Genomic DNA, 11,527 nt, shown 5'->3' with positions numbered 1-11,527 from the left:
CAGTTCCCTAGACACCTCACAGCCTTAAAATGAGGCAACTATTGGAGGTGTTATGACCCGTCAGCGTTATCCAGAAACATTCAAAATCGAAGCCGTTAAACAAATCACCGAGCGCGGGCGGCCGGTGGCTGACGTTGCACGTGCCATCGGGGTATCCAGCCACAGCCTGTATGCATGGCTCAAGCAGTACGGTAAGCCTGCTGACCAGCAAATAGAAGAGTCTGCCTTGCAAGCCGAGATCCGCCGCCTGAAAACTGAACTGCGCCAGGTCACCGAGGAGCGCAATATTCTAAAGGAGGCCGCCGCGTACTTTGCCAGCGAGTCAAGGAAAGGTACGCGTTCATAACCTCCCGACTCGACCGGTACAGTGTCGTTACCCTGTGCCAAACCCTGGGGGTTCACCGAAGTGGCTTCTACGCGTGGTTGAAACAGCCCACATCGCCACGACAGCAGGAGGACGAACGACTGACCGGATTGGTCAAGCAATCCTGGCTGGAAAGTGGTGCTGTCTACGGTTATCGCAAGATCCATCGCGACCTTCGTGACGCAGGGGAAGCCTGCGGCAAGCACCGTGTGGCCAAATTAATGAAGCGGGAGGGACTGCGTTCGCAAACGGGCTATCAACGCCGCAAGGGGCATTATGGAGGCAAGAGCACGCAAGCTGCCCCAAACACGCTGGCACGTCAGTTTAAGGTGCCAGCCCCCAACATCACCTGGGTGACTGACATTACCTACATTCGCACTCAAGAAGGGTGGCTGTACCTGGCGGTGGTGCTCGACCTGTTCTCTCGCCAGATCGTCGGCTGGGCGATGAAGTCACGCATGACGGCAGACTTGGCGGTTGATGCGTTATTGATGGCCGTCTGGCGGCGTAAACCCAAGCAGCCGGTACTGGTGCATTCGGATCAGGGCAGCCAGTTTACCGGTGGTGAATGGCAGGACTTTCTGAAGGCCCACAACCTGCGTTGCAGCATGAGCCGACGGGGTAACTGTCACGACAACGCGGTCGCCGAGAGCTTCTTTCAGTTGCTCAAACGGGAGCGGATCAAGCGCAGGATTTACGCGACAAGAGACGAAGCCCGCAGCGATGTGTTTGATTATATCGAGATGTTTTACAACCCAATCAGGCGTCATGGTTCCAATGATGGGCTGTCGCCGGTAGAGTTTGAAAGGCAGTTTATTTTTCAGCAACAAAGTGTCTAGAAAACCAGGGGCGATTCAGAACATTATTTGGTGGAGCTGGGGGGAGGTGACAACCAATCTTTAGTTTATCATTTCAGATCAATCGGTTAGATGACCTGTTCCAGCGAATCATTTCTGTGACCCTTCACCATGACACCAAATTTTGGACGCCGGTTCAATTCCCATTTTAGTGTTCTTGTCATCACTTGGAACTCACTGATAGCATACAAAAGGTATTTGAATGGGGGATTTACGGTGGCAGAAAGGCAAGAAGAGTATCGCGATTTAAACCTCGACCGGACTTGCATACGGCGTGTGGTTGACGAGTTCATTGAGAAACGTAACCTCAACCTCAGAGGAGTGACGGAACGGCAAAATGGGCAGACAACAATCCAGCTCTACGAGTTTGGACAACCTGGTATTGATAATGCGAAGCTTGAAATTTATCTGAACACTAACGGTACGACTACGCTTCATTATCGTTTGGGTCAGAACAGAGATCTTGGGCATCAGCTTGCACAATGTTTGTTTGAAACGATACACCCGGATGAGTTCAAACAAGTGAATATGGCAATCAAGGGAATAGCAAGTGACCAGATCAACGCAATCATTGATGAGATAACAGGTGATAAACCTGCAAAGTTTACTTCTGATATTCGTCGTAATGATGAGCTTCAAAGTCAGTGGTGCCTTACATCTGTTGAACATAATGACCACATTGTTGTTGTTCATCATAAGACTACGCTTAAGCTTCAGATTCAAGGGAGGCCATTGTCAACATATAGGCATCTCATTTACCTGCTATCAGAATTGTTAGATATGGCGGGGCTAGAGAATGTCCTGAATCGCACCGAAGATGGCAAGAACACTGAGATTGTTCGGACAGAGGTTGCTCTTGACTATCTCAGGACGAAGCTGCCTAAGTCTATCGATACCATACCTGATGGCACTAAAAGATTACTTCTGTCAAGCCTATGTGTTAAGCTTTCGGTCCCTCAGCTTCCTGACTATTCCATGCTTTTATACCCTGAGCTCAGGTCTCTTGAAGGGGCGATCAAATCCGTAATGGCTGATAAAGGCTTCGATGTGGACTCGAATGATGTTGGTTCGTTTTACTACTGCCTAGATATCGGACGAGGAGACTTCGTACTACGACGCGAGCATGAAGGCAAAGTACCTTTAGTACCTGAACGTTCCCTGCTTTCTGATGCGTACTCTTTCTTTCGACGACACCGCCACGGTTTGTTTCATATGAATAGCTTGGTTAACTCAAGCCGATTTGTTAGTGATCTTAATGAAGTTAACAAACTCTCCACAAAGATCTATTCTTTAGTGGATGAGCTACACAGTGTGTGAGGAATATGTACTCAATTAGGACAACTGATGATAAACACTTTGCAGCAGTAATTGTTGCGATGGGTTATCAGAGTCCCCTAGAGCATCTCCCTTCAATTGTGAAGGAGTTGCACGAGAAGAGTATCTCTGGTGAGGTACTCTTCGATTTGTTGTGCTCAAATGGTTATGAATGGAATCGCTTTGCTTCAATGAGATTTAACGGTCAAAATTTTGAACGAAAAACTTTTCAAGTAATTGATTCCAATAAAGTATCATGCTCCCTTGCTAGGGAGCATGAAGTGCTTGTCGGGAACCAATGTCCCGTTTAATTTTTCCTCGTATTTTCGGGTGATAACCCCGATCGGTTGATATGTTATGTTAGATTCTTTTGAGGCTTAGGCCTTCATGGTGTCTATAACTGTTCACTGTTTTCATTGCTAGCTAGACCGCTTATATATCCATGTCTATCCATGGTAAGGCTCCTGCTGGTCACGTTTGCTATCGCTGCCCTGTCTGCCCCCGCAGAGTCATAAACGCTCTAAAAACTTGCCCGAAGGCAAGTAACCTCCGAAAGTATGTTGTTTCCTATACCTTTGGTCCGCGCAACGTTGAACATTGTGTGTGGTTGTTGTTAATCCGAGACTAATCCCTTTCTTGCTTTGGCTCAAAATGTGTACCTTTTGAGCCACCTAAACCCCCCACTGAAAATGATGGCTCAAAAGTGTTGATTTCAATATGAGCTACCACTATATTGCGAGCTATAGTTTTTGAGCTACCTGTGGGGAATTGTTATGGCGGTCATCGGGTATTTGAGGGTAAGCACTGGCGAGCAGAGCGTAGAGGCCCAGCGCCACAGCATTGAGCAGATCCACAAGGTGGAAACGTGGTTTGCAGACGAGGGTATATCTGGTGCAGTGAAGGCATTAGAGCGCCCGGAATTCTCCGAGCTGTTCAAGTTTGTGCGGAAGGGGGATACGCTAATTGTTCCCGCCGTTGACCGTCTTGGGCGTGACACCATCGACGTGTTGAACACGGTTGAGGCGCTGCAATCCAAGGGCGTGTCGATTATCAGCTTGCGGGAGGGGTTTGACCTATCCACACCAATTGGTAAGGCAATGCTGACCATGCTGGCCGCTGTCGCAGAGCTGGAACGCTCAAATATCAAGGCCCGTCAGATGGCCGGGATCGCCAAGGCCAAGGCAGAGGGCAAAGCATTAGGGCGTGAGAAGACCATCGACGATACCGCCGTTGCTATCTGGCGGAAGGAAAACAGCGCAAGCATCCAGGCGACCGCCGAACATTTTGGGATTTCACCCGCCAGTGTGAAGCGAGCCTGCAAAGCAGCGTAATGACGACCCAAACAGCACGCGAATAAAGCAACAACATACCGGCCAAGCGCCGGTATTTTTTTGTCTTGAATATGGTGATCGGTCATCCATTTGTGTAACATGCAATCATTGTAACTTATTGAGATTTATAGGCTTATACATGAAGGTTTCAATATTGAAGCGTCAGCTCGCAGAGCGGATGGGTGAGGATGCGCACTATCTGGAAGGTAGGGACAAAGCGTTTTTAGCAGAGCTTGCCGGTATACCGGTTGAGCAGATTGAAGACGACGAGATCATCACTGGTGAAGAGGAAACCGGCTGGATTGAAGAGCATGAGACCCATCTAGATTTGGCGGACAGGATGCGCATGGAGGTTAAGGAGGAAATCGAGAAGCAGCGTCAGCGCACTATTGAGCGTGGAAGCCTTGGCGGCTCGTATCGTATAGCGGCGGCATTGGCCCGCAATGGAGGTAAAGCATGATCCCGGAAACGCGTTTCGAACAGGCACACGGTGTGACAGCAGGCAAGCTTTCATACGCCCTGGAACTGATGGACAAGGGAGACATGGTGGCGGCCCGCGATGTAATTCGTGAAGTTCAGAAGACCAATGAAGAACAGGCCCGAGTTATTGATGCCCGGCTATATGGGGCTGTCCGCAATCTATGTGAAGCTAGGCGGTTGGATAGCCGGAGATTTTTCGCATTGCAGCAGGTGCTAGGGTTGCGCGAGATCGTCCGCTCCTTGCTCGTATCACCTGCGGGGGTGGATCTGATCTCTATGCATGTGCCAGTAGAAAATGATTTCTTCGTCTCCATGCTGTCTAGGATCCCACAATCGGCGGCAGTAGCCCCCATAGCCAATGACAATGAGCGGGCGGCAACCCTGACATATCAAAATGGGAATGCGCGTTTATGGACGATGTTCTGCGAACAGCAGCAGGGTTTGGAGCATGGAGAGGGGAAAGCATGAAGCCGCAAAAAACAGTCCAAGTAATACGGTTATCCCGTCCAGTCGCGGAACGTGTTGCGATATGGGCCAGTGCTCTGAATATGTCGCCTACGCAAATTGTGGAGCTGGCAATCACCCGGTGGGAGCAATTGACCCCGTGTGATGCGCTCGGAATAGAGGGGGGCCGCGATGCGTCGCACCTCCCCCGCCCTTGAAGCGCAGGTTGCCGCAGCTCTCGCGGCAGGATGGCCGATTGTTGCTATCGCCGAGCAGACGGGAATCAGCCTATCCACAGTGAAACGGATCCGGGGGCGTTCAGGTGTTCGCCCAGACTCGATGCGGGAGGAGTTGATAGAGGAGGCCCGCGCCGGATTGCGGGCCTCATTGTCTTCTGAGTTCGCAGCCTCGGAGGGGGCTCGCCTTGTCCAGTCACAAGTTGCACTTTGCAGCCAAATCCACACCAAGACAGCCGAGCTGTTGGAGAGCCTGACAATTGATAGTGAATGTGACAGGCACCAAGCGGCCAAGATCCTTTCAGCGTGTGCCACAGCCAGCAAGCTAGCCGCTGATGGGTTGCGCCGGGTTCTCACACTGGCAGCGGAGCCGGAAATCGTTGAAGCACTGCCGGAGCTAATTGTTAGGGATTACACCGACGAGGAAATGTTAGCTATCAGGGCCGAGCGCGATGGCTGGAGCGATGCGCCATCAAGGTGATGCAGGTTGACGGCGACCCTGCCCATGCTGCAAAGTAACCCTGTTATTTTAGCCGATGAGTCGGCCCTACCTCTTCGCTAACGCCCATTTCGCGGCGTCCTTTCGCTGGAATCCCTATGAGAATTGACACTGGCCCTAACCGGTCAGGTCGTTGCTGTACGCGCTTCACAGGCGTTCAGGGGGATGAGGTGAACGAGATTTGAAAGAGGGCTTGCCGTTGGCAAGCAGGTAAAAAAGAGCCGCCCAATGAGGCGGCACAAAAGGTTTTAACTATGAAAAGAGTATCATCAGAGAGCTCGGCGCTCAATGACCGGTCATCAAAATTAACGCAGCCTAATGAGTTTGCGCTTGCCCGTCGCAACCTACACTGCGACGACTCCCCATCCCGAGACGAGCGGATTGCTAAGATGCAGATCGCCAGAATCAGGGATGCACTCAAGGGGGGGGTGAGCGTTGATAAAAGTATCCGGCGAGCCACTCACAGAGCTGTATCCAGCATCAGTGAAACAGCCCGCTGGACGCTTTGGCGAGCAAGGTTTCCAAATACAAAAACCGCCGCAAGAACTCTCAAGGTTATGGTGCGTCAAAGCCTTGTCCTGTCTGGCTTAGCGTCCCGACGCGACTACGAGAAAATGATCTCGTCTGTAGTAAATATGTATGATCACTCCTTTGTCCTTATCTCAACACCCAACTGGAAGAAGGAACCCCTTCGGCCCTGGAAAGACTTATCAGACTTGGAAAAGTACGCTTGGATTACATCCGGCATGATGTATGAGAGGTGTAGCAAGCGGTACGTGGCCTTTTCCCTGAATTTATCCATGGAGGACGCAGCTAAGAGCCCCGCTGAACTAAAAGACCCCATCAGGAAGCGTCTGGGTCGTGCGCTAGGACGCGAGGTCGAGCACATGACCATGTTCTGTATAGAGAGAGACAGCGAGGGCCGATCCCACTGTCATGGTATCTACTTCGGAAGCCTCATCGCAGAGCAGAAAAAGAGGCTCAAGAGTGCGGGCGGTGAATGGGATGGTTCAGACTCGCGCCGCCAGCGTCGTACCACTGAGCGCTATGGCATGGGAGAGGCTATCGGATGGGGCTGGTATATACACAAGGACATAGGCAAAGACGCCGAGTTCTACATCCCCCACGAGCTGACGCGCCTAGGGCAAGCCCACTATGGGAGAATGACAGCCCTCCTTCTCCCTCACTTCATTGCCGAACGGGATTCCACGGTCAGCCACAAGGCTACCAGCCCCACACAAACCAAAGTCCTAGAAAAACCAGCTCCCTACTCATCCCCCAGTGAGAACGTCAGCACTGCAATTTTGAAAATTGAGGCCAATGGCTGTGCAGCCACACCCGGACACGCTCATGAAGGCCCACAGGACGCGCCAGAATCAATTTCAAACCCAAAAGCACAAGGGGCAGCACAAGCACCAACAAAGCGGCTAAAAGCGATTATGTGAGCTTTGGCGACATAGAGGATCAACAAGTCCACCAGCCCCGGCTACCTGAAGACAGTGCCCTTGATGCCATGCTCGTAGAGTTGGACAAGTGGGCAGCCACTCACTTCGGAAGGGAAGAGATGCAAGGAGAGCTGACCCGGTAATGGACGGTTAATGACCCGGCATGGAAGCAGAGGTGCGGTGCGTGTCAGGTGTAAGGGGGAGCGTAAACGTGTGAGACAGTACTGGAACGATTTAGAAAACCGCCTAAGAGCTCTTTAGATACCATCCGGCAACCCCACGGCCAATGGCATAGCGACAAAAACGCACTGGGGGCGTTCCAGACCCCCAGAATCAAACCTTTCGCAGCTACGCCACCACCTGACGAGTAACTCCCAGAACATCACGCCCCAGCATCAGGCTCAGATTGAAATCGGCAGCAGACACCGGGAGCGTCCCGTTGTCGCCCTCGTCGAGGTATTCCAGCACGTCAGCGGGTGAAACGTGCTGGATGTCATCGAAGCCACTCTGGAGGAGTAGCGTCCAGAGCGCCCTTTTCCCTGCCTGTGATAATTCGCGCTCGCTCCATTGAAACCACTCACACACGCCTTCGCAGTGATGGATATGGCGACCGTTAGACAAGCGGCACCCACAGGGCAGCGACACGCACAATACCCTAGCCTGTATGGACAGCAGGACGTCCTCGAAGCTGATGTCGGATCTCATTTCAAATTCCCCATTTTCTTGGCTCTTCGCCAGTTCAACCAATTAACCCCGGTCAGGTCACAGCCGAAATCGACACTGTCTATGACGTTGCGCAGCGCTTCACAAGCCTCCTGCATCCGTGGGCTATAATTGACACCCGGTTTGATGTAGGGGGCGGATGACCCCTTGTCTTTAGTAGCTGGCAGGCCGTAGGTCTTGCGCAGGTCTGGTCCGTGGCCGACGATCATCTGCATTGGCTTAAGCTTGATGTCAGTATGATGAGCGGCTGTGATGAAGGTGTGGCGCAGACTATGGAAACTTACCTTGGCATTCTCCTGCCAGATGCCCCGTTTTGAAATAAATCCCTTTCCATCTTCATAGTTGAACCACCTTCCTAGTTTGTTGGAGTAAGTAGGTGTTTTTTTGCCTCCGCTTACAAGCCAATCTGGGAATAGCCGTGAGTTGTCGCCAGCACGTCCAGCCCAATCAACCAGAGCCATGAAACCTGCATTCAAGACTACAAGCGGGAGTGGGATTAGTCGGTCGGCGTTGTTGGTTTTGGTGCCCGGTACGTTGAGCATGACGATTCCGCCCACGTTAACTACGTGAGCTACGGTAAGCCGTCCGATCTCATCGCCACGCATACCCGTTGTCAGGGCAAGTAGGGGAGCCCAGAAATGCCAGTCTTTTGGCTGTTCATGGGGATGTTTGGCATTAGCAAGCCACAGCTCATTAACGAGTTTCTCCAGTTGCTCATTAGTGAAGGGCTGTCCTCCCTCTTCATAGTCGGCATCGTTCTTGATGGGGGTCAGCATGTCGCTGAAATCCTCGGCGACATACCGCTCGGCCTTAAGCCATTTAAGAAAGGGCTTAACGTCATGGAAGTGGGTCATCTGTCCCTGCTCGGATAGGGAGGGCAGGCCCCGCTTGCCTAAGCAGAGATACCAGTTACGCCGCAGCACGGGATCCTCAGGGCGCTCCTTCCAGTTTGCCTTTTTCGGGAGATTCTTGGGGAACGTGCGGATCACCTCCCGGTAGTGAGCAATATCGGCGGCACCAAGCGCCGCGCTGTCCAGCGGGCCGAGAACATCGAGAAAACGTGCAAGATTGCTCTGGCGTTGGCTCAGGGTCTTGGGTGCGTGCTTTTTTACGTGTTCGCTGTGCTCGTTGAATCGGGCCACCAGCCATTCCAACGATTGACCGGGCGCAGAAGGGGCAACCAAGGCACTACCGACGGGTACAGGCTTGGCGTTGATCGTTGTTGGCAACGTGGCGAGAGCGTCAGCCATCCTACGGGATTCTATGAGCTGGCCTTGTGTCCGTTGGGCAATGCCAACTGCTGTACGGGCCAGCTCCTTTGCCTTCTGAGTCACAGCCTGAGCTGTCGCCAGCTCCTTGCGAGAGCGCAGTGCTTCAAGGCGCTGCTCGTTAATCTGGTCTTGCAGTGCGGCCAATTGTTCCCCGAGCCGGATTTGTTCTCTTTTCGCGGCGATCTTCGCCTTCATGATTTCTGAGATTTCAGCCATGTCTACTTCCTGATCGACTTCCTGAACTAATGCCAATAATTCGTCGAGCAGGAGCCTGCCAAGTTGGAAAGCATGGATCCACAATTCTCCCGTTTTAGCGCGACTTTTTGTGCCAAGTGAGAAACGGGTCTCACGAGGAGCGCCGTACTGGCGGAGGGAAGGGGGGAAGATCAGGCGGTAGCAGTAGACACCACAGCGGTTTTTGATGAGACCGGGATAGAGCATATGTGACACCTCAGTGTGTCACTCCCTGACCAGTCATAAAGAAAAAGCCCTGACGAATCAGGGCTTTAGAAGGTGGTGGAGCTGGGGGGATTTGAACCCCCGTCCAAAATTACTACATCCTCGGTACTACATGCTTAGTCACTCTTTACATTCGCCAACACGCTGCGGAGAGACACGCCACGCATTGACTAGCTCGATTGGTTTTAATGCTTCCGCCCCGAGCAGGACTTCCACACGATCCTGTGAAGGATGACCTTCCATTTCCCTAGGACACAGGCAAGCTAGGGGAGAAGGGCTCAGCGCAGGTTATTAAGCTGCGAGTGCGTAGTTTTCGTCGTTTGCGACTATTTTTTTGCGGTTTATTAACGAGGCCTACCGCACCTCGGCATGCACCTTGGGTTTCGTGAATCTTGTCGAATCCAGAATCAGCCCCAAGTTGTCAAAAGGGATTGTACGCAAAAATCCTGTCATGGCAAGGCGTTGATGGCAATCGACCGGCCTTGGCCGGTCGATTGCTGGTTTATTGGTCGCCGCATGGGGGCCGGCGGCGCACAATCAACCGCGGTGCTTGTTCTTCATGATGCGGGCCTTCTCACGGTCCCATTCCCGTGCCTTGGTGTCTTCCCGCTTGTCGTGCTCTTTCTTGCCTTTCACCAGGCCGATCTCGACCTTGACCCAGCACGCTTTCCAGTAGAGGGCCAGCGGCACTATGGTGTAGCCCTGACGAGCGGTCAGGCTCTCGAGCTTGTCGAGTTCACGGCGACTGAGCAGCAATTTGCGGGTGCGGGTCGGATCGCATACCACGTGGCTGGAGGCGGCGTTCAGCGGCAGGAAGCTGGAGCCGAACAGGAAGGCTTCACCCTGCATGAAGATGACATAGGCTTCGCTGATGTTGGCCTTGCCCGCCCGCAGGGACTTCACTTCCCACCCTTGCAGGGACAGGCCGGCTTCCACGCGCTCTTCGATGAAGTACTCGTGACGGGCGGTTCTGTTGAGTGCAATGGTGCTGGACCCGGCTTTGTTTTTACTGTTCTTTTTGCTCATGACGGGGGCCTTAGGCAATGTTTAGGAAGGCGCATTATACGTGGGTGGCGGCGGCTGTAAAACGCACAGCGCTCCGAGTGGCGGCTTTGTGAGCAGTTCGATGACGATTTTGAGGGAAGGGCGGGGCGAGAGCAGGCCACACTGGCCGGAAAGTGTGCGATTGCCCTGCTTGGTGACCCGCGAACAGTTTCGGCGGTGATTTTGGCTGACAAGGTGATAAAATCGGGCCGATTGGATGAGGAAAACCCATGCCCCGTATTACTCGCAGTGCCCTGGTGATGTTCAGCGCGGAACAGATGTTCCGGCTGGTCAATGATGTTGATGCCTATCCTGAGTTCCTGCCTGGCTGTGTCGGCAGCCGTGTTCACGAGTCGGGTGAAGACTACATGATGGCCTCGGTCGATGTGGCCAAGGCAGGTATCGCCAAGACCTTTACCACGCGCAACCAGCTCGATGCCAATCGCACCATCAAGATGGAGCTGGTGGAGGGGCCTTTCAGCAAGCTGGCGGGATGGTGGACCTTCACACCCCTGGACGTGGATGCCTGCAAGGTGGAGTTCGATCTCGACTTCGAGTTCACCTCCAAGCTCATTGAGCTGGCCTTTGGCCAGATCTTCCGCGAGCTGGTGAGCTCCATGGTGCTTGCCTTCTCCAATCGTGCCAAGGTGGTTTACGGTGTCTGAGCTCCTCAATATCGAAGTGGCCTATGCCCTGCCCGAGCGGCAGACGGTGCTGTGCATCCGGGTCGCGCCCGAGACCAGCGTGCTGGCGGCCATCGAACAGTCCGGCATCCTGCAAAAGCACCCGGAGATCGACCTGTCGGTCAACAAGTTCGGTATCTACAGCCGTCCGGTCAAGGGCACAGAGTCGGTGCAGGAGGGGGATCGCATCGAGATCTACCGCCCTCTCATCGCCGACCCCAAGGAGATGCGCAAGAAGCGGGCGGAGAAAGCCAAGGAAGAGGGGCGCGCCGATGTGGTCACCGGCGGGCGACCCGATGTGCACCGCAAGCGAGACGATGCCGGCACCTGACGGGTGATGTGCTGTGACAAGGGGCGCCGTGGCGCCCCTTTGTGAT

Annotated in this window: 13 protein-coding genes and 1 other RNA gene; 10 read left to right on the top strand and 4 right to left on the bottom strand. The window is 53.3% G+C overall.

Going from position 1 to position 11,527, the window contains the following annotated elements; translation table 11 throughout:
* Nucleotides 1-52: 52 nt before the first annotated feature.
* From AB5Y51_RS17985 to AB5Y51_RS17950, 8 genes are all read left to right on the top strand, one after another.
* Nucleotides 53-1,203 (top strand): IS3 family transposase gene (locus tag AB5Y51_RS17985; protein ID WP_319903933.1). Its coding sequence is split into 2 segments (ribosomal slippage): nt 53-290 and nt 290-1,203, totalling 1,152 coding nucleotides; the frame shifts between segments, so codons are not numbered across the junction.
* A 234-nt stretch (nt 1,204-1,437) separates the two neighbouring features.
* The gene (locus tag AB5Y51_RS17980) at nt 1,438-2,538 is read left to right on the top strand and encodes a type II toxin-antitoxin system RnlA family toxin (RefSeq protein WP_368178883.1); all 1,101 of its coding nucleotides are present in this window, start codon (nt 1,438-1,440) and stop codon (nt 2,536-2,538) included.
* Nucleotides 2,539-2,543: 5 nt separating this feature from the next.
* On the top strand, nt 2,544-2,846 hold the full coding sequence (locus tag AB5Y51_RS17975; protein WP_201880890.1) for a type II toxin-antitoxin system RnlB family antitoxin: 303 nt from the start codon (nt 2,544-2,546) through the stop codon (nt 2,844-2,846).
* Nucleotides 2,847-3,308: 462 nt separating this feature from the next.
* Complete coding sequence (locus AB5Y51_RS17970; protein ID WP_101346770.1) at nt 3,309-3,866, top strand: recombinase family protein; 558 nt, start codon at nt 3,309-3,311, stop codon at nt 3,864-3,866.
* Nucleotides 3,867-4,020: 154 nt separating this feature from the next.
* Nucleotides 4,021-4,326, top strand: coding sequence for a hypothetical protein (locus AB5Y51_RS17965; protein WP_368178880.1), 306 nt, complete (start codon nt 4,021-4,023; stop codon nt 4,324-4,326).
* A complete protein-coding gene (locus AB5Y51_RS17960) occupies nt 4,323-4,814 on the top strand; it encodes a hypothetical protein (protein ID WP_368178879.1) in 492 nt (163 codons plus the stop codon). Before AB5Y51_RS17965 ends, AB5Y51_RS17960 begins: the two co-directional genes overlap by 4 nt.
* Nucleotides 4,815-4,982: 168 nt before the next feature.
* Nucleotides 4,983-5,507, top strand: coding sequence for a helix-turn-helix domain-containing protein (locus AB5Y51_RS17955; RefSeq protein ID WP_368178877.1), 525 nt, complete (start codon nt 4,983-4,985; stop codon nt 5,505-5,507).
* Nucleotides 5,508-5,779: 272 nt separating this feature from the next.
* On the top strand, nt 5,780-6,970 hold the full coding sequence (locus tag AB5Y51_RS17950) for a hypothetical protein (protein ID WP_368178875.1): 1,191 nt from the start codon (nt 5,780-5,782) through the stop codon (nt 6,968-6,970).
* 348 nt (nt 6,971-7,318) lie between these two features.
* On the opposite strand, the gene AB5Y51_RS17945 is transcribed toward AB5Y51_RS17950, so the two are convergent.
* The 4 genes from AB5Y51_RS17945 to smpB form a co-directional block, all read right to left on the bottom strand.
* Nucleotides 7,319-7,675 (bottom strand): hypothetical protein, encoded by a 357-nt coding sequence (locus AB5Y51_RS17945; RefSeq protein WP_368178873.1) that lies wholly within the window; start codon nt 7,673-7,675, stop codon nt 7,319-7,321.
* Nucleotides 7,672-9,405, bottom strand: a complete 1,734-nt coding sequence (locus AB5Y51_RS17940) for a tyrosine-type recombinase/integrase (RefSeq protein WP_368178871.1) — start codon at nt 9,403-9,405, stop codon at nt 7,672-7,674. The genes AB5Y51_RS17945 and AB5Y51_RS17940 overlap by 4 nt, the downstream gene beginning before the upstream one ends.
* A gap of 73 nt (nt 9,406-9,478) precedes the next feature.
* Nucleotides 9,479-9,838, bottom strand: a transfer-messenger RNA (tmRNA) gene (gene ssrA, locus AB5Y51_RS17935).
* Nucleotides 9,839-9,960: 122 nt separating this feature from the next.
* On the bottom strand, nt 9,961-10,449 hold the full coding sequence (smpB, locus tag AB5Y51_RS17930) for an SsrA-binding protein SmpB (RefSeq protein WP_010673973.1): 489 nt from the start codon (nt 10,447-10,449) through the stop codon (nt 9,961-9,963).
* A gap of 248 nt (nt 10,450-10,697) precedes the next feature.
* Here smpB and AB5Y51_RS17925 point away from each other — a divergent pair, with 248 nt between their 5' ends.
* The gene (locus tag AB5Y51_RS17925) at nt 10,698-11,132 is read left to right on the top strand and encodes an SRPBCC family protein (RefSeq protein ID WP_010673974.1); all 435 of its coding nucleotides are present in this window, start codon (nt 10,698-10,700) and stop codon (nt 11,130-11,132) included.
* Entirely contained in the window at nt 11,125-11,481 is a 357-nt protein-coding gene (locus AB5Y51_RS17920; RefSeq protein ID WP_039039886.1) for an RnfH family protein, read from the top strand. Before AB5Y51_RS17925 ends, AB5Y51_RS17920 begins: the two co-directional genes overlap by 8 nt.
* The last annotated feature ends 46 nt before the right edge of the window (nt 11,482-11,527 follow it).

The organism is Aeromonas sp. R7-1, from assembly GCF_040908115.1.
In the GTDB taxonomy this organism is placed as follows: Bacteria; Pseudomonadota; Gammaproteobacteria; order Enterobacterales; family Aeromonadaceae; genus Aeromonas; species Aeromonas caviae.
This window is presented reverse-complemented; position numbering and strand designations above follow the sequence as displayed.